The organism is Gluconacetobacter sacchari (genome assembly GCF_014174255.1).
Lineage (GTDB): Bacteria > Pseudomonadota > Alphaproteobacteria > Acetobacterales > Acetobacteraceae > Gluconacetobacter > Gluconacetobacter sacchari.
Map to the genome: position 1 here is coordinate 184,157 of NZ_JABEQJ010000001.1, position 24,435 is coordinate 208,591.

At 66.9% G+C, this 24,435-nt stretch carries 18 protein-coding genes; 7 read left to right on the forward strand and 11 right to left on the reverse strand.

Annotated features, from left to right (window positions below):
• Nucleotides 1-4 precede the first annotated feature (4 nt).
• Together HLH48_RS00860 and HLH48_RS00865 are read right to left on the reverse strand one after the other, a co-directional pair.
• A complete protein-coding gene (locus HLH48_RS00860) occupies nt 5-1,039 on the reverse strand; it encodes a sulfate ABC transporter substrate-binding protein (protein ID WP_182995605.1) in 1,035 nt (344 codons plus the stop codon).
• A gap of 48 nt (nt 1,040-1,087) precedes the next feature.
• Nucleotides 1,088-2,758, reverse strand: a complete 1,671-nt coding sequence (locus tag HLH48_RS00865; RefSeq protein ID WP_182995606.1) for an OprO/OprP family phosphate-selective porin — start codon at nt 2,756-2,758, stop codon at nt 1,088-1,090.
• 420 nt (nt 2,759-3,178) lie between these two features.
• On the opposite strand from HLH48_RS00865, the gene HLH48_RS00870 reads away from it, so the two are divergent.
• A complete protein-coding gene (locus HLH48_RS00870; RefSeq protein WP_182995607.1) occupies nt 3,179-3,553 on the forward strand; it encodes a BlaI/MecI/CopY family transcriptional regulator in 375 nt (124 codons plus the stop codon).
• A gap of 115 nt (nt 3,554-3,668) precedes the next feature.
• Nucleotides 3,669-4,802, forward strand: coding sequence for an acyltransferase family protein (locus HLH48_RS00875; RefSeq protein WP_182995608.1), 1,134 nt, complete (start codon nt 3,669-3,671; stop codon nt 4,800-4,802).
• Nucleotides 4,803-4,951: 149 nt separating this feature from the next.
• Here the strand turns inward: HLH48_RS00875 and HLH48_RS00880 are convergent, their stop codons facing one another.
• From HLH48_RS00880 to HLH48_RS00895, 4 genes are all read right to left on the reverse strand, one after another.
• Nucleotides 4,952-6,547 (reverse strand): isocitrate lyase, encoded by a 1,596-nt coding sequence (locus tag HLH48_RS00880; protein WP_182995609.1) that lies wholly within the window; start codon nt 6,545-6,547, stop codon nt 4,952-4,954.
• A gap of 151 nt (nt 6,548-6,698) precedes the next feature.
• Nucleotides 6,699-8,828: a TonB-dependent receptor gene (locus tag HLH48_RS00885; RefSeq protein ID WP_182995610.1), complete on the reverse strand. Its 2,130-nt coding sequence runs from the start codon at nt 8,826-8,828 to the stop codon at nt 6,699-6,701.
• A 201-nt stretch (nt 8,829-9,029) separates the two neighbouring features.
• Nucleotides 9,030-9,479: a hypothetical protein gene (locus HLH48_RS00890; protein ID WP_264812488.1), complete on the reverse strand. Its 450-nt coding sequence runs from the start codon at nt 9,477-9,479 to the stop codon at nt 9,030-9,032.
• Between the two features lie 130 nt (nt 9,480-9,609).
• Nucleotides 9,610-10,302: a YfdX family protein gene (locus HLH48_RS00895; RefSeq protein WP_182995611.1), complete on the reverse strand. Its 693-nt coding sequence runs from the start codon at nt 10,300-10,302 to the stop codon at nt 9,610-9,612.
• 205 nt (nt 10,303-10,507) lie between these two features.
• Between HLH48_RS00895 and HLH48_RS00900 the strand changes: the two genes are divergently transcribed.
• The 4 genes from HLH48_RS00900 to HLH48_RS00915 all read left to right on the forward strand — a co-directional run bounded on the left by HLH48_RS00900 (nt 10,508) and on the right by HLH48_RS00915 (nt 15,823).
• Nucleotides 10,508-11,002 (forward strand): RNA polymerase sigma factor, encoded by a 495-nt coding sequence (locus tag HLH48_RS00900; RefSeq protein WP_182995612.1) that lies wholly within the window; start codon nt 10,508-10,510, stop codon nt 11,000-11,002.
• On the forward strand, nt 10,999-11,916 hold the full coding sequence (locus HLH48_RS00905; RefSeq protein ID WP_182995613.1) for a FecR family protein: 918 nt from the start codon (nt 10,999-11,001) through the stop codon (nt 11,914-11,916). The genes HLH48_RS00900 and HLH48_RS00905 overlap by 4 nt, the downstream gene beginning before the upstream one ends.
• Nucleotides 11,917-12,068: 152 nt before the next feature.
• Nucleotides 12,069-14,528, forward strand: a complete 2,460-nt coding sequence (locus tag HLH48_RS00910; protein ID WP_182995614.1) for a TonB-dependent receptor domain-containing protein — start codon at nt 12,069-12,071, stop codon at nt 14,526-14,528.
• Complete coding sequence (locus tag HLH48_RS00915) at nt 14,525-15,823, forward strand: histidine-type phosphatase (protein WP_182995615.1); 1,299 nt, start codon at nt 14,525-14,527, stop codon at nt 15,821-15,823. Before HLH48_RS00910 ends, HLH48_RS00915 begins: the two co-directional genes overlap by 4 nt.
• A 25-nt stretch (nt 15,824-15,848) precedes the next feature.
• Here the strand turns inward: HLH48_RS00915 and ung are convergent, their stop codons facing one another.
• Both ung and HLH48_RS00925 read right to left on the reverse strand, forming a co-directional pair.
• Complete coding sequence (ung, locus tag HLH48_RS00920) at nt 15,849-16,544, reverse strand: uracil-DNA glycosylase (RefSeq protein ID WP_182995616.1); 696 nt, start codon at nt 16,542-16,544, stop codon at nt 15,849-15,851.
• Between the two features lie 51 nt (nt 16,545-16,595).
• On the reverse strand, nt 16,596-17,303 hold the full coding sequence (locus tag HLH48_RS00925; RefSeq protein ID WP_182995774.1) for a pirin family protein: 708 nt from the start codon (nt 17,301-17,303) through the stop codon (nt 16,596-16,598).
• A gap of 175 nt (nt 17,304-17,478) precedes the next feature.
• Here HLH48_RS00925 and HLH48_RS00930 point away from each other — a divergent pair, with 175 nt between their 5' ends.
• Nucleotides 17,479-18,408, forward strand: a complete 930-nt coding sequence (locus tag HLH48_RS00930; RefSeq protein ID WP_182995617.1) for a LysR family transcriptional regulator — start codon at nt 17,479-17,481, stop codon at nt 18,406-18,408.
• Nucleotides 18,409-18,410: 2 nt separating this feature from the next.
• Here HLH48_RS00930 and HLH48_RS00935 read toward each other — a convergent pair whose 3' ends face one another.
• The 3 genes from HLH48_RS00935 to HLH48_RS00945 all read right to left on the reverse strand — a co-directional run bounded on the left by HLH48_RS00935 (nt 18,411) and on the right by HLH48_RS00945 (nt 24,420).
• Complete coding sequence (locus HLH48_RS00935) at nt 18,411-20,705, reverse strand: putative bifunctional diguanylate cyclase/phosphodiesterase (RefSeq protein WP_182995618.1); 2,295 nt, start codon at nt 20,703-20,705, stop codon at nt 18,411-18,413.
• The gene (locus HLH48_RS00940) at nt 20,702-22,744 is read right to left on the reverse strand and encodes a putative bifunctional diguanylate cyclase/phosphodiesterase (RefSeq protein ID WP_182995619.1); all 2,043 of its coding nucleotides are present in this window, start codon (nt 22,742-22,744) and stop codon (nt 20,702-20,704) included. The genes HLH48_RS00935 and HLH48_RS00940 overlap by 4 nt, the downstream gene beginning before the upstream one ends.
• Before the next feature lie 137 nt (nt 22,745-22,881).
• Nucleotides 22,882-24,420, reverse strand: coding sequence for a globin-coupled sensor protein (locus tag HLH48_RS00945; RefSeq protein WP_182995620.1), 1,539 nt, complete (start codon nt 24,418-24,420; stop codon nt 22,882-22,884).
• Nucleotides 24,421-24,435: the final 15 nt, after the last annotated feature.

Sequence of the window (24,435 nt, forward strand, 5' to 3'; positions counted from 1 at the left end):
CCCGCTATCGGCTGTAGATATGGTCGAACACGCCGCCATCGGCGAAATGCGTCTTCTGGAGCGTCGTCCATCCCCCCAGGCTGGCGACGTCGAACGTCGTCGTCTTCGGAAAGACCGATGCCGTTTCCGCCGCGACCGCCGGGTCCACCGGCCGGAAATAATGCTTCGCCCCGATCCGCTGCCCCTCGGGCGTGAACAGGAAGTCCAGGAACCCCTTCGCCACCGCCGCCGTGCCATGCGCCTGGACATTCCTGTCCACCACCGCGACCGGCGGCTCGGCCAGGATCGTCACCGGCGGCACCACGATGTCGAACCTGTCCGGCCCCAGGTCGCGCGCCGCCAGCAGCGCCTCGTCCTCCCAGGCCAGCAGCACGTCGCCCAGCCCGCGCTGCACGAAGCTGTTGGTCGCGCCGCGCGCGCCGGTATCCAGCACCGGCACATGGGCGAACAGCGTTTTCAGATACGCGGTCGCCGTGGCTTCCGACCCGCCGGGCTGGCGCAGCGCCCACCCCCAGGCGGCCAGATAGTTCCACCGCGCGCCGCCCGAGGTCTTGGGGTTGGGGGTAATCACCTGCACGCCGTCCCGCAGCAGGTCGGGCCAGTCATGAATGGCCTTGGGGTTGCCCTTGCGCACCAGGAACACGATCGTGCTGGTATAGGGCGTGGAATTGTGCGGCAGGCGCCTCTGCCAGTCCGCCGCCAGCAGCCCGTGCTGGGCCAGGATGTCGATGTCATAGGCCAGGCCCAGCGTCACCACGTCGGCGGGCGCCCCCTCCAGCACCGCGCGCGCCTGCGCGCCCGACCCGCCATGCGACGACGTCACCACCACCTGCTCGCCGCCATGCCCCTTGGCCCAGAAGGCGGAAAAGGCGCGCCCGGCATCGGCATAAAGCTCGCGCGTCGGATCGTACGAGACATTCAGCAGCCGCGTCGCCGCCGCCGCCGGGCGCGGCCGCGCGCCGATGGCGAAGGCCGTGGCGGCAGCCGCCGTTCCCGCCAGGAAACCGCGCCGTGACGGCACGATCAAACCGTTCTTCATGTCGTTTCTCGTCCTGATGACAGTTGCGGAAGAAAGTGAAAGCCCGGCTCAGAACGTGGCCTGCACGCGCCCGGCGACGGCATTGCCGTTGCGCCCCAGCAGGTTCACGCCGCCGGACACGCCCTTCGACCGGCTCACGATGAAATGGTCGAAATCCAGCATGATCTTGAAATGCCGGTTGGGGTACCAGTTCAGCCCGCCGGCCCATACCGTCTGCTGGTTGCCATTGATGCCCGTGCCGCCCTGGTTGGCAATGTCGGCCAGGTCCGTCACGCTCCAGCGGCCGCTCAGTTCCAGCGCCCCCCAGTCCCCGCGCGCCGGGTCGAAATCATGCTCGACGCCCGGCGTGGTGAACGCACCGGTCCTGATGTTATATCCGCGCCCGCGCCCCAGCAGGGTGTAGTTGGCCGCGACATACCACCCGTCGAAATTCAGCGACGGCAGGGGCGCCGCGCCGGCTTCGTGCCCGCGCTCCACCCCGATATGGTAATATTCGCCCTTCAGCAGGAAGTTCCGCCACCGAAAGGCCATCTGCGGCCCGGCCGCCCAGATCTGGGACACGTTGCTCAGCGCCCCCGACGTCACCAGCGCGGTCTCGCCCAGCGGCACTTCCATATTGTCGCTGAAAGTATAGGTCCGGCCCTTGGAATTCTGGTTGACCTTGAAGGCGCTGGTCGCGCCCGCCCCCACATGCACGTCGATATCCCGGCTGACATAAGGCCGGCCGACGATGCGGGCCACCGCGCCGGTCTGGCTGTCGGTAATCGTCGCGTCCTTGTTCCGGTCGCCGAATTTCTGGCCGGTGAAATAGGCCGCCGCCTGCCAGCGGTTTTCATAATGCTCGCCGCCCACGCTGAAGCGCGCGACACCACCCGCCAGGTTGCGCACCAGGTCGATGATGGTCGGGCGTTCGAGGAATTCGAAGGACGACGCCCGCTCCGCGCTCTCTTCTTCCATGCGCGGCTGGAAATAGCCGACGGTCAGCGTCGTATGGCGTAGGCCGGTATAATTCGCGTTGGCCTCGAACAGGCTGACCGACCCGTCGACCGAGCTGGAGCCGAATTCAGGCGTGACGTTCGCCACCCAGTCCTTGTAGCGCCACGAGAAATACAGGCGCAGGCGCCGGGCATTCTGGGTGAAGGAATTGAAGTTGCCGTTCGTCTCGCCCCGCTTCGGCCCGGCGCCGACAAAGCCGCCCAGATCCTCCATCGCCGTCAGGCCGAGCGAGAAACTGTAGGCACCGTCGTCGGACGAGATGGTGGGCCGCCCGCCCGGAAAGCCGATCCCCATCCCCCCCACATGCACCGTCTCGTCCCGCGCCGTCGCGGCCCGGATCTCGGCCCACGAGGGGATCGGCCCCTCGGGCGTGATCAGGCGCGTCTCGGCGTCCGTGCGCGGCCGCCGTGTGGCCGCCGGCCCCTGCGGCGCGCCGATCACGGGCAACGGGCCGCCGGCCCAGCGATGCGCATGCACCACGCGCGGCACGTCACCAGCGGCATGGTCCGCCGCGGCGGGCACCGCCCGGCCCTCGTCACGGGCGATCCGGGCCTCGAGCACCCGTATCTCATCGCCCATCTGGCGCTGCATCGCGCGCATTTCGCGCCGCAACGCCGTTATTTCATCGTCGCGCGGCGCCGCCTGCGCCAGAACCGGCAGAACACTGGTCGACAGGGCCGTCGCCACGGCCAGCATGCGCCGGACTTTCAAACCTTCTTTCATAGCCTTACGTATCCCCGGCCGACCAAGACGGACATTCCACGATTTTTTTTGCATGAAATGCGACCCGCAATGATCGATGACACGTCGCAATTTAACGGTCAATATCGTCAAGAAGTTATTTATCCATTTTTACCAGTTAATTTTGGTCAAACATTCGGCCCACGGACCATATTCCACTATTTTATAGTGTATTTTCTGTAGGACAGAACGCGTCGAAGACCCCGACCATGCGGTCAGGCGTCACAAAACCCGCCACCGGGCGCAAGGGCCAGGAAGCCCGCACAGAGGAACGGAATGTCCGCAACCGGCACGGCAAGACCGGACGACAGATAACAGATACAAGCTTGAATTACGGCAGACCAAAATGCTACGAATTGTAGCGCTACGCTTCGTAACAGAAAGAGAGCGGGAAAGAGCGCCGTGGTAACCGAAGTGCCCGATCTGGGTGATCTGGAACGGGACGTCATGGAACTCGTGTGGAAACACGGTCCCGTCACCGCCGATACGGTGCGCGAAGCTCTTCCGCGCAATTCCAAGGACTCCACGGTCCGAACCGTCCTCAAACGCCTTGAGCGAAAAGGGCTTGTAAGCCACACCGTCGAGGGTCGCACCTACCTTTTCAAGGCCTCCATCCCCCGAAAGACACTGGCGGCCCGGGCCGTGAAACGGATCGTGGATCGCTTCTGCCAAGGGTCGGTGGATGACGTTCTGGTTGGAATGGCCGACGCGAAGATGCTCGATCGGGATCAGCTTGCCGCCCTTATCGAACGTCTCGACCAGGAAGAAAAACCGTGACGTCCCTTCTGCCCGTCATCGCCGATGGCCGCGAATGGAAAAATCGACGGTCTCTCTCGCTCCACTTCCCTGACGAAGCGCCTCCACCCGACTTTCCTCGTCCAAGGACGGCTCCATGAGCACTGGCATTCGCAACCGGCGCATTGATATCCTGCGTGGCGTTTCAATTCTCCTTGTCCTGTTTCATCATTTCAATATCGCCTATCACCTGCCCGATACGTCTCTCGGTCGATGGCTCACGCCCGATTTCATACGGGCCGTGGCGCGGAACGGAAATTACGGCGTAACGATCTTTTTCGTCATCTCAGGTTTCCTTATCACGACAAATTCCGAAAAGAGATGGGGAAATCTCTCTCAAATCGATATCCGGTCGTTTTATGGATCGAGAATCGCCCGCATCATTCCCTGCCTGCTTCTTCTCCTCCTGGTCGTCAACGCGCTCGACTTCGCCGGGCTCCCTCTGTTCGGCAACCACATCCCCGGCACTCATGAGCCAGTGTCGCGATGGCTGGTCGATTTTGCGGCCCTGACATTCTGGATGAATGGTCTCATCGGTCATCTGGGCTGGGTGAACTACCCTCTCGGCGTCTTGTGGTCGTTGTCGGTCGAGGAAGTGTTTTACCTGACCTTTCCTCTGACCTGCCGAAATCTTCGCCGTGTTCGATGGATCATGCTCTTCTGGATACTGATCATCTTGATCGGTCCGCTATACCGGCTCTTTCATCAGGGTGATGAAGCCATGTTCCTGTTCGCCTATTTTGCCGCCTTTGACGGCATCGCCATAGGGTGTTGCACAGCACTGCTGGCACGCAGGCTGCCTCTGCACGGATCCGCCATGCCTACCATCCAGACCCTTGTCGTCGCGGGCATGGCAACGCTGTATTTGTGGAAGTCAATCGGCGCCACGAATGTCTATGGCGTGACCCTGATGGCCATAGGCGCGGCCATCCTTCTCTGGGCCGGAAACACCCGTCCCGCAGGCCCCATGACCCAACGCAACCCGGCGCTGCGCATGATCGAATGGTTCGGGCGGCAGAGTTATGAACTCTATCTTTTCCACCTGATCGTCTTGGCACTCCTGCGCAGTATCGTCGCATCCGCAAGCGCAACCGGAAACCTGAAACTGATATTGCTGGCCATTTTCATGCTCGGATCGGCGCTTCTGGCGGCCCTCATCGCACGGTTCTATTCAGAGCCGCTCAATCAGCGTCTTCGCGCCATTTTGGCTGCGCATCCGGGTCATGTGTGAACCGCTCCCCACCGATCGGCGCCGCGCTCCGTTCCGCCCCTCTCACAATCCTTCACACAAAAAAGCCCGGCCTTCCATCGGGAAGACCGGGCCAGTCATCATAACCATTCTTGCTTGTTGTTATTCCTGCACGCCGGGGGGTGCGGCCGTCAGCCGAACTGCCCCATCGTGTTATGCGCGCCGCCGGCCTTCAGCGCCGCCTCGCCGGCGAAATATTCCTTGTGGTCGTCGCCGATATCCGACCCGGCCATGTTCTGGTGCTTGACGCAGGCGATCCCCTGGCGGATCTCCTCGCGCTGGACGTTCTGCACATAGCCCAGCATCCCTTCCTCGCCGAAATACCGCTTGGAGAGACTGTCGGTCGACAGCGCCGCCGTATGATAGGTCGGCAGCGTGATCAGATGGTGGAAGATGCCGGCCCGCTTCGACGCGTCCCGCTGGAAGGTGCGGATGCGCGCGTCGGCTTCCTTCGCCAGATCGGTCTCGTCATAGCTCTGCGCCATCAGCTTCGCGCGGTCATAGGCCGCGACGTCGCGCCCGCCTTCCTTCCACGCATCATAGACCTGCTGGCGGAAATTGAGCGTCCAGTTGAAGGACGGCGAGTTGTTGTAGACCAGCTTTGCATTCGGCACGGCCTCGCGGATACGGTCCATCATGCCGGCGATCTGCTCGATATGCGGCTTTTCGGTTTCGATCCACAGCAGGTCGGCACCGTTTTCCAGCGCGGTGATGCAATCCAGCACGCAGCGATCGGCCCCCGTGCCGGGGCGGAACTGATACAGGTTGCTGGGCAGCCGCTTGGGGCGCAGCAGCTTGCCGTCGCGGGCGATGATCACGTCGCCATTGCGCACGGTGCCGTCGGTCACCTCCTCGCAATCCAGATAGGCGTTGTACTGGTCGCCCAGATCACCGGGTTCGCTGCTATAGGCGATCTGCTTGGTCAGGCCCGCGCCCAGGCTGTCGGTGCGGCAGACGATCACGCCGTCTTCCACGCCCAGTTCGAGGAAAGCGTAGCGCACGGCGCGCACCTTCGCCAGGAAGTCCTCGTGCGGCACCGTCACCTTGCCATCCTGGTGGCCGCACTGCTTTTCGTCCGACACCTGGTTTTCGATCTGGATGGCGCAGGCACCGGCCTCGATCATCTTCTTCGACAGCAGATAGGTTGCCTCGGCATTGCCGAAACCCGCGTCGATATCGGCGATGATCGGCACGATATGGGTCTCGTGACTGTCGATCTTCGCCTGGATTTCGGCCTGGCGCGCGCCGTCGCCCGCTTCGCGCGCGGCATCGAGGTCGCGGAACAGCATCCCCAGTTCGCGCGCATCGGCCTGGCGCAGGAAGGTATAGATCTCCTCGATCAGCGCCGGAACGGCCGTCTTCTCATGCATCGACTGGTCGGGCAGCGGCCCGAATTCCGAGCGCAGCGCCGCCACCATCCAGCCCGACAGGTACAGGTAGCGGCCCTTGAGCGACCCGAAATGCTTCTTCACCGAGATCATCTGCTGCTGCGCGATGAAACCGTGCCAGGCCCCCAGCGACTGGGTGTACTGCGCCGGATCGGCATCATAGGCGGCCATGTCCTGGCGCATGATGGCGGCCGTGTAGCGCGCGATGTCCAGCCCGGTCTGGAACCGGTTCTGCAAGCGCATGCGCACGACATAGTCGGGATTGATCCCGCCCCAGGTGCCCTGCTTGGCCTCGATGATCTGGTTGAGCTTGGCGGTTGCCGATTCCTGATATGACATATGACGGTTTCCGTTATTCTGGGGAAGCGTGGCGTCACCAGCCTTAGCGCCCCCCTTCCCCCGCCGGAAGCCGGAAACCGGCCATCATGCTGTATTTCTGTAAAGCTTTTACAAACCCCGATTTCCAAATGAAAAGCCGGTTTACCGACGGTCAGAACCGCGCCGTCAGGCTCAGATTGTACGACCGCCCCAGCCCGGGCAGCGGCCCCAGCACCCCGGTCGCCTCGTAATCGCCCAGAGACAGCCCCCCGAGCGGAAGATCATATCGCTGATCGAGCACATTATCGATGCCGGCATCCAGCGTCAGGTTCCGCCAGCGATAGCTGCCGCCCAGCCCCAGCAGCGCATAGCCCGGCGTGCGCGGCTCGTTCCGCAGCCAGTCCACCGTGTCCTTCGCCTTGACCAGCGTCACCTCGACGCGGCCGGTCCAGTTCCCATACGCCTCATGCACCGCAATCGTGCCGTTGGCCGGCATCTGGTGATACAGGCCGGAATGCGTCACCAGGTCCTGGCCGCGCACCCAGTTCAGGTCGGCACGCAGCTCCCCCGTGCCAAAGGCACCGCTCCGCCACAGACGCGCCACGGCCGATCCATTGATCCCGTAACTCTGCGCGTCGTGATTGACGAACTGCAATTGCGACAGCCCGCCCGGCAAGCTCCCGATCCGCTTCACGTTGATATAGTCATGGGTATAGGTGTAATAGGGCTGGATCTTTACCAGCCACGCCCCGTCGCGCGGATCGTGCCACGTCACCGTCATGCTGGCGGTATTGGCGATCTCCGGCGCGAGGTTCAGATTGCCGACATAGCCATTGCCGTCGCCAAACCAGCCGATCATGCTGCTGGCCATGGCTCCCCTGCCCCAGGCATAGCGCTCATACAGATTGGGCGAACGCGTCTTGCGCGCATACCCCCCTTCGACCGTCAAACTGTCGAGCGGATGCCACCGCGCCAGCGCCGTCACGTCGAAATTGCTGTCGGTCCGCCCGCGTGCGGCCGCATTGAACCGCCGGGCCGCCATCGCGTCCGCCATGCTCATCATCCCGGTCCAGGAATAAGGCGCGACCGGGCCGGTATTCATCATCACCAGGTCGCTGCGCATGCCCAGTTCGGTGGAAAGACGCGGCAGCCATTGCGCCTTCCACTCGATATAATGGCCCAGCCGGTCGCGATGGCCGCCATTGATGTTATGATAGGTATTCGGTCCCATCATCATGCTGCCGGCCAGCGGCGGCCACCAGTCGTTCAGCCCGTTATGGTCGAACGAACTGCCCACGCCCAGCTCGTGGCGCGGGCCGAGCGGAATCGTGGCCTTGATCGCATAGGCCGCCGTCCGGGCATCCGTGTTCATGGGCATGCCGGTGGCGGCGGTATGGCCGCCCTTGTCCGGCATCATGTCCATCACATGGTCGACCCGCTGCCAGAACCCGCGCGCCTCCAGCGTGCCCCACTTGAAATCGCCCTTGTATTTTCCGTTCACGAAGGTCGAGCGATTATTGGTCATGTCCATATACTGGTTGGGAAATCCCTCATACGGAATGTCCTGCTGCCCGACCGTCAGCGCCAGCAGATGATTGCCCTCATGCACCCCCAGCGTGACGGCATGATTGAAGCTGAGATAACTGGTCGAGCGCACGCGCGGCCCGTCGCCGCCGGCATGATAGTCGCTGGCATGGCTGTAGGAGCCGGTATAGCGCAGGCTCAGCAGATCGTTCGCCACCGTCACCGACCCCGAAGCGCCGGACCCTCCGCCATTGCTGCGATAATCCCCCCGCACATGGCCGGTCACCAGCATCCTGCCCGCCGTGGCGAATTGCGGATCGCGACGCTCGACGGAAACCGTGCCGCCGGTGCTGTCGCCCCCCTGGCTCACGGAGGTCACACCCGCGATCGCGACCGCCGACGCGACACTGTCGGGATCGATATAGGACATCGCCGGATTCATATGGTTCGGGCAGGCCGAGGCAATCCGCATGCCATCGACGAAGGTCGCCACCCGGTCGTCGGCCATGCCGTTCAGCACCGGCAGCGCCGATACCCCGCCGGCCGCATAGGTGCTGAACCCCAGCGCGTGAGACAGCAGGGCCGCCGTATCCGCGCCATGCCCCACCGGCCGGCGAGCGCCGTTGACGGTAATGAACTCACCCGCCGTCGCGGCAGGCTGGGATAAGGATGCGGACGGCACGGAATCCGCCCACGCCGAACCGGCCGCCAGGCCGCAGGCGACGGCCCAGCCGAACGCCACGGCACCGATCCGCAAGGACCGGACATGATCTGTCATGAAAGAAACCTGATCTGAGAGAAAGCCACGGCCGCCGGAACACGCGCATCGGCGTCCGATCACGTGCCCCAGGAGCCTCTCGGTCCCGAAGACCGACCAGACCGTCACGCAGCCGCGCGGACGCCGCCGCCGGGCAACGACCGTCGGCATGCGCATCACGCGCGTCGGCATGCCGCCTGCGCGCCCGATCCGGTCAGATTCTCAGATTGTCAGGGGCGGCCCGATGGCCGGCGGCCGCAGCAGGGCCCGGCGCACCGGCGGCGCGCGGGGCCGGGCGGGGCTGTAACGCACCCGCGCCAGCCGGTGCAGGACACAGAGCGCCACCAGAACAACCGGCAGCACCACCAGCGACAGATGCAGCAGCGGGCAGAGCGGGCAGGCATCCTGGGCGGGCGCATGGTCCGGCGACCGGTCGCCAGGGCAGGGCATCCCCGCCATGGCCATTCCGGCCATATCGCCGCAGGTGTCGGAAAAGGCGGGCACCGCCAGACGAATACCCGCCAGGCGTTCCAGCGTGGCACGCGGCATCTCGCCGGGCAGCGCCCGCGCCTGGATGCCCAGCAGGCCGAGATAGCCGCACAGCACGGCCAGCGCGACCATCCACCGGCCCCACCCCGGCCGCCCCAGCCCGATCATGCCCCGACCGTACACGGCCTCCGGCCCCTTCCGTCGCTGCCCATTCCGCACCCACCCCTAGACCCGGCGGCACGCGGAAGGCAAGCGGAGGAAGGCGGGCAGGAAAAAGGCGGGCGCCCGCGCCGGGGCGGCCCGCGTTTCGGTTTTACTTCTTCGCCGGCGTCTTCGCCGGCTGCCCCGGCGCGGGCGCCAGGGTCTCGATGAAATCCTGCGACACGAAGACGATCCCATCCAGCGCCTGGTCCAGCGCCTCGGCCGCCTGCTTGGGCTGGCGTCCCTCGACGAACACGGTCGCCCGGTTCACCGCGCCTTCCATCTGGTCCAGCGGCGCCAGCGCGACGATGAAATCGACATCCTCGCCGACGACCTGCATCGTCTGCGCCGCCGCCTGGGTGTCACCCGCCTTGAGCTGGGCATTGGCCGAAGCGATCGCCGCCTTCTTCTCGGGCGCCATGATGTCGCTGGCGACGAATTCGCCGCCCACCGGCACCCACTCCGTCGGCGTCGTCACAGGCTGGTGCGTCGGCGCCGGTGGATGCTGCGGCGCGGGCTGAAGCGCGCTCTCCGCGGCATTGAAGCCCGCCTCGGCCTTGCGGGCGGCCTCCAGGCGCTTCTGCGCGTCATAAAGCGGCGGCACGGCCTGATCCACCTTGTCCTGCGCGACAAGCTGCCGGGCGGTCACGATGTCCGCCAACGCACGCTGCCCGTCATTGGAAAGATGGCGCAGCGCGCGGCCGGCCTTGAATGTCTCCCACGTCGCATGCAGCGTCGCGGCATGGGAAAGCGAGGGCACGGAACCAAGGGCGACGACAACCGCCAGCGAGGCCACAATCCGCATGTCCGAATATCCTTATCATCATGAACGTCTGATTTTTAACATAATGTTGCTGGCGCCCCGAGAACAAGTCTGGTCAGCAATGCGCTGCGCGATCATGAAGGCTTAAAGAATAACGATCCGTTCACGCGGCGACGCGGATGACAGGACCCGGCCGCCCCTCTAGGGTCCGCGCGATACCGGCATATGGGGCGGAGACGCGGGCGACATGACGGATTGGGCGATCCGGCAGAGCGGTTGGGCGTCGTTGCACGCGCGCGTCCGCCGCCTGACGGGGCGGCACGATGCCGACGACCTGCTGCAAACCGCCCTGCTGCACATCCTGGAACGCGGTCAGGCGGGAATCGCCCATACCGAGGCCTATGTGCTGCGCACCGCCCGCAACCTGGCCATAGACGCCTATCGCCGCGAACGCCGCGACGGCCTGGTCAGCCTGCCGCCCGACCAGGCCGACACCATCGCCTGCCCGATGCCGCTGCCCGACGCGGTGGTGCTGGGGCGGCAGCAACTCGCCCGGATCGAGGCCGCCTTCGCGGGCCTCGCCCCCCGTACCGCGCGCATCTTCCTGATGCACCGGCTGGAGCATCTGCCCTACCGGACCATCGCCGCCCGGCTGGACGTCAGCGTCAGCACGATCGAAAAGCAGATCAGCAAGGCCCTCTGCGTCCTGACGACCGCCCTGCTGGAGGGCGAGGCGGCATGAGCGACGGCACCGTCCAGGCCGCCGCCCGCTGGTCGGCGCGCCTGCGCGCCGAGGACTGCACCGAGGACGAACAGCGCCGCTTCACCGCCTGGCTGGACGAACATCCCCGCCATCGCGAGGTCTTTTCCCTGATGTCGGGCGTCTGGGCCTCGTCCGCGACGCTGGGGCGGAACGACGGCCGGCGCACCGCCGCCTCCCGCCGCACCGCGCTGACGGTCGGGATCGGCCTCGCCGCCAGCCTGTTCGGCCGCCCCGGCACGCCGGCCGAGGCGATGGTCCTGCGCACCGCCACCGGCGAATGCCGGCGCTGCGTGCTGCCCGGCGGCGCCGACCTGCTGCTCGATACCGGCAGCATGCTGGTCCTCCCGCCGCAGGCGGCCCGCGACCAGGCATGGCTGGCCGATGGCCGGATCGCCCTGGCGCTGTCCGGCCGCGCCGCGCCGCTGCGCCTGGCGACCGCCGCCTGCATCCTGGCATGCGCCGCCGGCCAGTTCGACATCCGCCTGCTCGATGACGGACTGGCCGCCACGGTCCTGGACGGCACGCTGACCGCCCTGCCGGCATCCGGGCCGGCCGGGGGCACCATCACCGGCGCCATCGCGATCGGCCGGGCCACGCGCCTGACCCTGCGGGCCGGCCAGCCCCCCCGCATCGACCACCCGCGACTGGACGATCTGATCGCCTGGCGCACCGGGCGCGTCGTGTTCCGCGACACGCCCCTGGCCGAGGCAATCGCGGAGATGAACCGCTACAGCGGCCGGAAGATGGACATCGCCTCCCCCGGCATCGGCGCGCTGCGGATCAGCGGGCTGTATCATACCGGCAACATGGACGGTTTCGCCCGGGCCCTGACCCGCCTGCTGCCCGTGCGGATCGAAAGCGGCGCGACCCTGCGCATTATGAAGCTTCGATGAAATCCGATCGCATCGTGTGAGGACTCGTCCGGGCCGTTCGTCACGCCTGCGAGCCGGACCGACCGGCGCCACAGACAGGATGCCCCGCCTCCATGTATCCCCCCTCGTCCCAACCGTTCCCGCCCCGGCGCCTGGCCAGGATGCTGGTCGTGATGACCGTCCTCGCCGGCCTGCCGCCGGCCGCCGCCGACGCCGCGACACCGGCCGCCATCACCGTGCATCTGCCCGCCCAGCCCCTGGCCGACTCCCTCGAAGACCTGTCCCGGATCAGCGGGCGGGACATCCTGTTCGCCAGCGGCGTCATCGGCAACCGCCGCGCCCCCGCGCTGGACGGCACGCTGGGCGTCGAGGAGGCGGCATCCCGCCTGCTGCGCGGCAGCGGACTGCGCACCGTGCGGCAGCATGACGGCGGACTGCTGATCGAAGACCCGACCGATGCCACCCCCCACCCGGCCGCATCCACCCACGCCACGCGGCACGACGCCGAGGACATCACGGTGATCCGGCGCGCCGAGCGCCTGGCCCCGTCGACCGTGCCGCTGACGATCACCGAGCCGACATCCGTGATCCAGAAGCGCTTCATCGCGAACAACATCATCCCGCTGGCCAGCGTGGACGACATCATCAAGTTCCAGCCCAGCATCTGGTCGCAGAACCCCAACGGGCCGGGCATCGGCAAGGCCGAGACGATCAGCCTGCGCGGCTTCCAGGACGGCCAGTACAACATGACGTTCGACGGCATCCCGTTCGGCGATGCGTCGGACCTGCATCACACCACTTCCTCCCTTTTCATCTCGCATTTTCTCGACCAGGTGCAGGTCGATCGCGGCCCGGGCACGGCATCGACCCTGGGCAACGCGACCTTCGGCGGCACGATCGGCTTCGATTCCCGGGCGCCGGCCAAACATTTCGGCGTCACGCCCTACGGCACCTACGGCAGCTTCAACACCCGCGCCGGCGGCATCGAGATCGACAGCGGCAAGACCGGCTTCGGCGCCATGGTGCTGGACATGCAGCACGAGGAAACCGACGGCTACCTGACCGGATCGGCGGAACGGCGCAGCAACCTGCTGTTCAAGGACGTGCTGGACCTGGGCGCGCACACGACGCTGACGCTGCTGACCACCTACGACAAGGAATGGCAATATACCACCCAGGGCGCGACGCTGGCGGATTACGCGAAATATGGCGACAATTACGGGCTGTGCTTCAACCGCGCGCTGCAATGCTATTACGGCTACAACCCCAGCACCTACCAGTCCGACTTCAGCTACGTGAATCTCAAGACCCGCTTCACGCCCTGGCTGACATTCGAAAACAAGCTCTACACCGACGGCTTCGTGCATGATTACACCGAATCGACCGACGCCAGCCAGAACGACCCGTCCGCCAACGGCGTGACCTTCTATTCCGCCACCGGCAGGAAGCTGGCGACCGACCGCACCGACGTTCCGGGGAAATATGCCCGCGCCGCCTTCCGCGATTACGGCGACACCATGAAATTCCGGGCCAGGACCCCGGTCGGCGACGTGCTGCTGGGCGTGTGGGCCGACGTGCAGGACGACCGGCGCTACACCTACGCCATCGATCTCAGCCGGAACGGCATCCCGGTCCCCGGCAAGACCGGCACCGCGTTCAACTATGATATTTCCGACCTCAACACGACCGTCCAGCCCTATCTGGAATTCGACTGGCACCCGCTGCGCGGCATGACGATCAAGCCCGGCATCAAATATTCCTATTTCCACCGCGACTACGACGCGTCGATCAACAAGACGACGAAGCAGCCGCTGAACACCCGGCAGACCTTCACCTCCTGGCAGCCCTCGATCGCGCTCAACCAGATCATCCTGCCGGGCTGGAGCGCCTACGGCCAGATCGCGCGCGGCTTCCTCGCCCCGCCGATGAGCGTGTTCCAGACCCAGGATGTCGGCAACGTCCAACCGGAAACCACGCTGAACTACCAGGTCGGCACGGTACTCCAGAAAAAGCGCTGGACCCTCTCGGCCGACGCTTATTACATCGATTTCTCCAATTACATCGCCTCGGCCCGGATCAACGTGCCCGGCATCGGCATGGAAAGCACCTCGGTCAACAGCAGCGGCGCCATCTACAAGGGCCTGGAGATCGAAGGACAATACGCGATCGGCGCCGGCGTCTCGCTCTACGGCAATTACAGCGTGAACGACGCCCAGTACAAACATACCCGCATCCGCGTGGCGGAAACCCCCAACGTGCTGGCCTCGTTCGGCCTGCTGTATGACAACGGCACGGGCCCCTATTTCTCGCTGATCGGCAAGTTCGTCGGCAATCACTGGGGGCTGGACAGCACCACCGACAGCGCCGGCCACACCGTCTTCGCCAACCAGTATCGCGTCGGCAGCACCACGACCGCCGACCTGGCACTGGGCTGGCATTTCCGCCACCTGGCCGGTTTCATGAGCGACCTGACCCCCAGCCTCAAGATCGCCAACCTGTTCGGCAGCCACGCGATCAGCGATTTCGCCGGCAACCAGTCGGCGGCCAGCAAGGGCTATCCCGACGGCGCGCCGCTCTACTGGCGCCTGTCCGGCCGCAGCGTATTCTTCAACCTGTCGATGACCCTGCCATGATCCCCCACCAAACATACGCCCGCTGGCGTCTCCTCGGCGCCGCCCTGATGCTCGCCGCGACATGTGGCGGCGGCGCCAGGGCCGCCACGCCCGGCCCCGCCGCCCTCGCCGGCGCGACGCTGGAAAAGCTCGTACTGGTCTCCCGCCACGGCATCCGCAGCCCGACGACGGCGCCGGAGGGGCTGAAGGCCCTGACCGGCCGCGACTGGCCGGCCTGGCCGGTACCGCCCGGGCAGTTGACCCCGCACGGGCGCGCGGCGCTGGCCGGCATGGCGGAGGCGCTGGGCGCGCGCTACCGGCGGCTGGGGCTCCTGCCCGCAACCGGCTGCCCCGCCCCCGGCACGGTCGCGATCTGGGCCGACGCCGCCGACGACCGCACGCGCCAGAGCGGCGCCATCATGGCCGCCAGCCTCGCCCCCCGATGCGGCCTGGCCGCCCACTCCCTGGCGGCCGGCCAGGCGGACCCGTTCTTCAACGCCCTGGCCGCCGGCGCCGCGACCCTGGACCAGCCCCGCGTCACCGAGGCGCTGGGGCAGGCCATCACCCGGGACCGCGCCCAGCGGCCGCCCCCGGTCCGCGACGCGCTGGCCCGGCTCCAGGCCCTGGTCGCCCCCGATGGCTGCGCGCGGCCGGACGGCCCATGCCTGACGGGCGGGTTGTCCCTGTCCTGGCGGCCCCTGTCCTGGCGGCACGGGGCGCCGCACCTGAAGGGCGGCCCGGTCCAGGCCGCCACGATCGCGGAAAACATGATGCTGGCCTACAGCCAGGGCATGAGCCCGCGACAGGTCGCCTGGGGCGCGCCGGACGACGCGGCCCTGCTCGCGACGATCCTGCCGGCGCATGCCTATGCCGCGATGCTGACCCGCCGCCTGCCCGCCATCGCGCTGCCACGCGGGTCGGTCCTGTCCCGCGCCGTCATCGACCTGCTGGCGGGCCGCCCGGTCACCCTCCCCGACCACGGCACGATCGGCCCGGCCGCGCGGCTGGTCCTGTTCGCCGGCCACGACACGACCCTGGACATGCTGGCGACGATCTTCGGCCTGGACTGGCATTTCGCCGACCAGCCCGACCCGACCGCACCCGATACGACCCTGGCCTTCGAACGCTGGCACCTCGGGGATGGCAGCCGCGCGGTGCGTGTGGTCGTCCTGCATCAGGGGCTGGAACAGCTCCGCTCGGCCCGACGGCCGGACCTGCTGGGCCCGAACGCCACGGAACTGCCGATCGGCACCTGCGCCGGCGCGACCCTCTGCCCGCTCGAGCGCCTGCACCCCGCCACCCTGCCTCCGGCCTGACGATCGCCGCCGGAGAACGCCTCCCTCAGGCGTCCTTCGGCGGCTCGGCCGGCAGCCGCCAGTCGATCGGCGTCAGCCCATGGGCGGCCAGGAACGCATTGGCCTTGGAAAAATGATGACAGCCGAAGAATCCGTTATGCGCCGACAGCGGCGAAGGATGCGCCGCCTTCAGGACCAGATGCCGCGACTGGTCGACGAAGGCCGCCTTGCGCTGGGCATACGCCCCCCATAGCATGAACACCGCCGGCGTGCGCTGCTCGTTGACGCGGGCGATCACCGCGTCGGTAAACCGCTCCCACCCCCGCTTCTGGTGCGAGGCCGCGTTGCCCCGCTCCACCGTCAGCACGCTGTTCAGCAGCAGCACGCCCTGCTTCGCCCAGGATTCCAGAAACCCATGATGGGCGGGGGGGATCCCCAGGTCGCTCTGGATCTCCTTGTAGATGTTGACCAGCGACGGCGGAATCCGCACCCCCGGCCGCACGCTGAAGCACAGGCCATGGGCCTGCCCGTCGCCATGATAGGGGTCCTGCCCCAGGATGACGACCTTGACGTCGTCCAGCGGCGTCAGGTCCAGCGCGCGGAAATAGTCCGGGCCGCGCGGAAAGATCACCTTGCCCCGTGCCTTCTCCGCCAGCAGGAAATCCTTCAGCGCCCGCATGTAGGGCGCGTCGAACTCGGGGGCCAGCGCCGTCTTCCAGCTCTCGTCCAGTCTGATGGTCATGGCGGCATCAAGCGATGCCGCGCCGCAAAAATCAAGCCGCACCGGCGCCGGTCAGGCCGCGACATCCACCAGCACGATCTCGGCATCCTCCAGCGCCCGCACGACCAGCAGGTCGGTCCCGGAAATCGCCGCGCCGTCCCGGGTTCCCACCGTCCGGTCCTCGATTTCCACCCGTCCCGCGGCGGGCACCAGATACCCCAGCCGCTCGGCGCCCAGATGGTATTCCGCGCGCTCGCCCTTCTTCAGGGTCGCGCCCAGCACCCGCGCATCGGCGTGGATCGGCAGCGCATCGCCGCCCGCGTCGGCCGCGCGGCCCGAGGCCAGCGCCACGAAACCCCCGCCCCGCGCGCCACGGGGAAAGGCCCGCGTGCCCCATGACGGCGCATGCCCCGCCCGATCGGGCATGATCCAGATCTGGAACAGCCGCGTGGTGCCGGGCTCGCGATTGTACTCGCTGTGCCGGATGCCGGTGCCGGCCGACATCACTTGCACGTCGCCCGCCTCGGTGCGCCCGGTATTGCCCAGGCTGTCCTCGTGGGTCACGGCGCCTTCGCGAACATAGGTGATGATTTCCATGTCGCGATGCGGATGGGCGCCGAAACCGGTGCCGGGCGCGATGGCATCGTCGTTCCACACGCGCAGGGCGCCCCAATGCATCCGGCGCGGATCATGATAATCCGCGAAGGAAAAATGATGTTTCGCGTCCAGCCAGCCATGGTCGGCATGGCCCAGCTCCGCGAACGGCCGCACGTCGATCATCGCAATCGCCTCCATCTGCGTTGAATGTCCAGCCAGACCCTACGCCTCCACCGATACGCGGCGATACGGCAGGACACGAAACCCACCATTTCCGGAATTTCCTCCATCTGGACGGGCGCGGACACAGAAGATATGGCAGGGGACCCGCCGCACTGTTTCCAACGAGGCCCCATCCATGCGCCTGCCCGATTTCGAAGCCTGGGCAATTTTCGCGAAGGTGGCCGAATGGGGGTCGTTCGCCCGCGCGGCGGACGATATCCAGCTCTCCAAGCCCACCGTTTCCAAGGCGGTGGCCCGGCTGGAACAGACGCTGGGGGCAAGCCTGTTCAACCGCACGTCGCGGCAACTGTCCCTGACCGAGATGGGGCGCCACGCCCTGGGCCACGCCAACCGGATCATCGCCGAAGCCGAAGCCGCCGAGGCCGGGGCGCGGGACGGCACGCTGAGGCCGTCGGGCCTGATCCGCATCGCCGCGCCGATGACCTTCGGCATCAAGCACCTCTCGCCGGTTCTGCCCGCCTTCCTGCAACGCTATCCCGACATCGACCTGACGCTCGATTTCAGCGACGCGATCGTCGATCTGGTGGCCGAAGGCTACGACCTCGCGTTGCGGATCGCGGCACTGGCGGACTCGTCGCTGCGGGCGCGCCGCCTCTGCGCGGTCCGTCTGCTGCTGGTCGCCACCCCCGCCTGGCTCGACACGACCGGCCGGCCGACCCACCCGCGCGAGTTGGAGCCGCACAAGAGCTTCGTCTACACCAACACCTCCGCGCCGGGCATGATCCGGCTGCGCCACACGCCCTCGGGCAAGGATCACGTGCTGTCCCAGGCATCGCGCCTGCGCGCGAACAATGCCGAAAGCTTCCTGCCGGCGCTCGAAGCCGGGCTGGGCTTCGGCGTGTTTCCGGAATTCATGATCTGGGACAGCCTGCAGGCCGGACGGCTGGAGATCATCCTGCCGGACTGGCAGGCCCCCGCGATCGCGCTCTATCTGGTCACCCCGCCCAGCGCGCTGCGCCCGGCACGCATCAACGCGCTGCTGGACTATCTGGTCGACGCGTTCGCCCTGCCACCCTGGGCACGGCGGGAAGACGCGCCCGCCTGACCTCACAACCGCCGGTCGAGCAGCGCGACCAGCGGCACATCCGCTTCCGTCGGCTCCGGCCGGCCGTAGAGATACCCCTGCACCTCCTGGCACCCTTCCGCGCGCACCAGGGAAAGCTGCGCCTCGGTCTCGACCCCTTCGGCGACGATCCGCACCCCCAGCCGCTTGCCCAGGCCGGCGATGGCCCCGACCACGGCGGCGCATTCCGGCCGCGCCAGCGCATCGCGCACGAACGAGCCGTCGATCTTGATCTTGTCGAACGCGAAGGTGCGCAGATGCGCCAGCGACGAATAGCCGGTCCCGAAATCGTCCAGCGACACCCGCACCCCCATCTCGCGCAGCGACAGCAGATCCTGGATGCCGCGATGCTCGTCGCGCAGCAGCGCGGTTTCCGTGACCTCGATCTCCAGCCGCTCCGCCGGCAGGCCGGAATCCGCCAGCGCCGCCGCGACGGCATCCACCAGCGTTCCCTTGCCCAGTTGCAGCGCCGACACGTTGACGGCGACATGCGCCCCGTCCGTCCAGCGCGCGGCGCTCCGGCAGGCCTGGTCCAGGATAAACGCGCCCAGCCGGTCGATCAGGCCGCATTGCTCGGCCACCGGCACGAACCGGGCGGGCGAAATCCAGCCATGCCGGGGGTGATGCCAGCGCGCCAGCGCCTCGCGGGCAGCCACGCGGCCGGACTGGAGGTTGACGATCGGCTGGTAGAACACGAACAACCCATCCCGGCTCGCCAGCACCGACCGAAGCGCGTCTTCCAGGCGCACGCGCTCCTGCACGCGCCCTTCCAGTTCCGCCGAGAATATCAGCGCCGCTCCCCGGCCCGCCTCCTTGGCGGCATGCAGCGCCATGTCGGCGCGGGCCAGCAGGATATCCGGCACCCCGCCATGCTCCGGCGCCAGCGCGATGCCGACCGACGCCCCGATCTGGATCGTCCCCGCATCCTCCAGGTCGAAGGGCGTCCCCAGCGCCGTCACGACCAGGTCTGCCTGCAACTGGGCCTGCGGGCGGCAATCATGGGGCAGCAGCACGGCGAACTCATCCCCTTCCAGGCGCGTGACCGTCACGGCGGGGCCGTTGCACACTCTTTTCAGCCGCGCGGTCACCTGCCGGAGCAGCGCGTCGCCGATCTGGTGCCCCCGCGTGTCGTTGACCAGCTTGAACCCGTCCAGATCGACATACAGCAATCCGGCGCGATTGCCCGGCGAGGCCAGGCGGTCTTCAAGCTCCCGGCGCAAGGTCACCCGATTGGGCAGGCCGGTCAGCGCGTCGTAATGCGCCAGATGCCGGATACGGTTTTCCGCCTCGGCCTCCTTCGTCACCAGCGCCCAGGTCAGCATGGGCGCCATGTAATGGCCGTCCTTGGCGATGATGGCGGAAATCTTCAGGTCCAGCACCTCGCCGCCCAGCCGGATGCGCGCATTGTGCGGCAGGTTGCGCGGATCGGCCAGGATCCTGCGCTGGTGCCCCGGCGAACGGTGGAACACATCGATCGAGGTGCCGATCAGGTCGTCGGCCCGGATCGGCAGGAGATGCTCGATATTGCGGATCAGCGTCTTGGACATCCGGTTGGCGTAGTTGATGACGCAGGTCCGCGGTTCCACCGTCATGACCGCCACGGGCATGTCGTCGATCATCCGCAGCAGCAGTTCCTGCTCCTTCGTCCGCCGCACCTCCTCGGCACGGGCATTCACGGTTTGCGAAAAATCGCGGGAGGTATCGGTCAGCACGCCGATCCCCCCCGCCGAGGCAGCCAGCAGGCTCAGCGCGGCGGCGAGATCGAACGGCGTCGCGCCGACCAGGCACAGGGCCAGAAGCGTCGCATTGCCGACGGCCGCCAGCCCGATCGCCGCCCCCCGCAGATGCACCAGGCACTGCATGGCCGACAGCGTTGTGGTCGCGACGGAGAGGAACAGGAACGAACGCGTCGCCTCGTCGCCACGGCCATAAAGGGCGAATGTCCACGCGGACTGGGCAATGACCAGCCCGACGACAAGGCGGCCGGTATTGGCCAGCGCCGCCTGGGCCCGTGCCGGCGTCGGCTCGCGCCGGCGCGCCCGAAGCCAGGATCGCATCCGGACGGCGCAGAACACGCTGGCCGCCGCCGGATAGCCGATCGAAAGCCAGCCGGGCGCCTGCCGGGCAAAGATGGCGGCCAGCAGCCACATATTGACCAGCAGCACGGCATACATCATCGGCAGATGCTGGGCGCAGCGGCGATACCGTGCCACGGCCAGCTCGGCGCTCCCCGCCGCCGAAAACCAGCCTTCGCGGCCGAAGGGCCAATGGAGGGTCATGCCTCGGACGCCACCCGCGCGATCTGCCCCCTGCGGATGATGTCGTCGATCGTGACCGGATGCCCCAGCAGGAACCCCTGCGCTTCCTGGCAGCCTTCGGCATTCAGCATCGAAAGCTGGTCGTAGGTCTCGATACCCTCGGCCGTCACCGGAATGCCGAAGCTCCTCCCCAGGGCCAGGACCGCCCGGATAATGGCCATGGTCTGGGCCGTGGCGGCCTGGGAACAGAAAAAGGACCGGTCGATCTTGATCCTGTCGAACGTGAAGGACCGCAGCGTATCCAGCGACGAATAGCCGGTGCCGAAATCATCCAGGGCGATGCTCACCCCCAGGTCCCTGATCTGGCGCAGCATCTCCAGCGACCGTTCGCGATCGGCGAAGATGGTCGATTCCGTCAGCTCCAGCTCCAGCCGCGCCGGGGCCAGCCCGGTCTCGGCCAGAACCGTCCGGATCACCTCCGGCAGATCCGCGATGACGAACTGCACGGCGGAAAGATTGACCGCGATGGTATAAGGCGGCTCCCATGTCGCGGCTTCCCGGCAGGCGGTGCGCAGCACCCACTCGCCGATCGGGACGATCAGCCCGTTCTCCTCGGCCAGCGGAATGAAGTCTCCGGGCGGAATCTCGCCCATCTTCGGATGCGTCCAGCGCAGCAGGGCCTCGTAGCCCCGGATACGCCCGGTCGATACGATGGTCTGGACCTGGTAATGCAGCGTCAACTGGTTCCGGCCGATCGCATCGCGCAGGTCGGCCGCCAGCGCGCGCCGTTCCCGGTTCCGCTCGTCCATGCCGGCTTCATAGAAGCAGACGCGCTGCAAGGGGTTCGATTTCGCGCGATACATCGCGAGGTCCGCGCCGTTGACCAGGTTTTCCCTGTCGGCGGCATCGTCGGGAAAGACCGCGACCCCCAGGCTGCCGCCGGGCGAGATGTCCAGGTCGTCGGCCCTGATCGGGGCGGAAAGGGCCTTGACGATCCGGTCGACGAAGCCCGCCACGTCGTCCGGCGCGCCGACGCGGCAGATCGCGGCGAATTCGTCGCCGCCGGTCCGGGCGATGAATTCGCCGCGTTCGTCCCGTACCAGGGCGTTCATGCGGCGCCCCAGCACGCGCAGCACCTCGTCGCCGACCGAATGCCCCCGCAGATCGTTGATATCCTTGAACCGGTCGAGATCGATCCCGATCAGCGCCAGCCTGCTCCCGCGCTGCTCCGCCCGGACGATTTCGGAATCCAGCCGGTCGTTGAAATGCGCCCGGTTCGGCAGCCCGGTCAGCACGTCGCTCAACGCCATGCGCCGCAGGCGCTCGATCGTCTCGGCCCGGGCACTGTCGTCGATCAGATAGCTGACCATGCCCATCACGAGAATGATCAGGCTCATGCCGATCACGGCCATGGTCAGGGTCTTCAGGGCGAGGGCATGGCCGGGCGCCATGGTCTCGCCGGTTCCGACGACATGAAAGGCCGCCATGCCGACGAAATGCACGCACACGATGGCGGCCGCGAACAGCGCCGCCATGGCATTGGCCCCCACGCCCGTCCGCTTCAGCGCCATGTGCAGGGCCGCCATGGCCAGGACGGGCCCGAGCAGGCCCGACACGATCACATGGGGCATGTCCCAGGCGACCCGGCCGTGAGCGTGAAAGGCCGCCATGCCGACATAATGCATGGCAACGATCGAACAGCCGAGCAGCACGCCCCCCGTCACGGCCGGCCAGCGAATGACGCTGCTGCCGGTGGCGACAAAGCCCAATATGCTCCCGCCGACGCAGATGAACAGCGAAGTCAAGGTCAGAAGCGGGTCGAACGTGACACCCGTCCCCGCGCGGAAGCCCATCATCGCGATGAAATGCGTACACCAGATCGCAACGCCGGCCGCCAGGGCCGTGAGCACATACCATCCGCCGCGCTGCAACCCCCGGGTATGCAACGCCCGGCGGAACAGTCGCGCCGTCACCCATGCGCCCACACAGCAAAGCGCCGCGGCGATCAGGACGATCCGAAGATCATGCCCATGAACGATGCAGACGAATAACGCGCTCACCCAAGCAAATCTTTCAATAAATATTATAAATAAATATTGTATTAAACAATATCACTACAAAAAAATCCTTCAAGACCTGATCGGGCACCGCGCCGGTGCCCGATCATGCGTATCCGCGCCATCGCTCGCAGGACGCGTCACCGGCCTCTCTCCGGCCTGGCGGCGGGTCGCGCCGCCAGGCCCAGTTCGAACGTGGCCAGCAGGCCGTTGAGATGGGCGGCCTCCCCGGCCATGCGCGCGCTGGCGGCGGAGGCCTGCTCGGCCATCGCCGCGTTCTGCCGTGTTCCCCGGTCGATTTGCGTCACCGCGCCGTTGATCTCATGCAGCGTCGCGGCCTGCTCCTGCGACGCCACGGCGATCGCCTCGAGATGCCGCCCGATCTCCCTGACGCTGGCGATCAGGGCACTCGTGGCGGCATTCGCCTCGTTCATCACCGCGACGCCGCCGGCAACCTGCCGCCCCGACGTGCCGACCAGCTCGCGGACATCCTTCGAGGCCGCGCCGGCCCGCGTGGCCAGGTCGCGGATCTCCTGCGCCAGGATCTTGAAGCTGTTCCCCGCCTCCCCGGCCCGGGCGGCCTCGACGGCGGTATTCAGGGCAAGCAGGCTGGTGCGGGTGGCGATGCCTTCCATGACGTCGATGATCCGGCCGATCGCCTCGGACGACCGCGCGATTTCAGCCATCGACGCCGTCGCGCGCGCGACCATCGCGCCGAACCGTTCGGCGATGACCTGGCATTCCTTGACGAAATTCTCCGCCTCCGCGGCGCGCGCGGCGGCCGACGAAACGATGCCGGCGATCTGTTCGACGGCGGACGCGGTCTTTTCCACCGAAGCCGCCTGCGTCTCGGTGCGCCCGGCCAGATCCCGGATCGCGGTGCTGATCTCGTCCGCCCCCATGTCGATCTGTTGGGTCGCGTCTCCCACCGTTCCCAATATGTCGCGCAGCGAAACGATGGCGGTATTGAGGTTCTCGCGCAGCGGGCCATAGGCCGAGGGCAATTCATCGCCCATCGTGGCCGACAGGTCCCGGTCCGCGATCCGGCCGATGGTCGTGCCGAAGCGCTCCGAGACCAGATGCCGTTCCGCCCTGATCGCCTCGGCCCGGTCCGCCTGCCGCCGCCGCTCGGCCTCGTCCAGATAGACCGAGATGGTCAGGTCCATCTCCAGCAGGACGATCTTGCACAGGCTTCCGACGATTTGCGCCATTCGTTCCGGCGACATCGGGTCTTTCTTCAGCCACCTGCGCCGCCGTGGCAGCAATTCCACCATGACCGCATGGATGAGCCGGTCCAGGACGATGGCATATCCACCGATATACCATCGCGGCTCCAGCCCGATCCGGGCATGGACCACCCCGATCCGGGCGACCCGCGCGGCATAATCCGCATCGAGTTCGGCGCCGGAGACATGTTTCCAATGGTCCTGCTGGGCATGCCGCGCCCGCGCGATGACCGTCTCGGACGAAAAGAATCCAAGCGTGTCACCCGTGGCACGAATCCGGTCGTAGAACCGGTCGAGCGCGCCGGGCAAGGCCCGGTCGATAATCTCCCGCACGGAGCGGACGGCCTGGCAGTTCTCGTCGGTCAGGCGCATGAAATCGCGCCGGCGGCCCAGGTCCGCCAGGTCGGCCGCGCGCTGGCCGGCATCGGCGGAGGAGTGCGATCCAGTCTTCATGATGGGCGATATTCC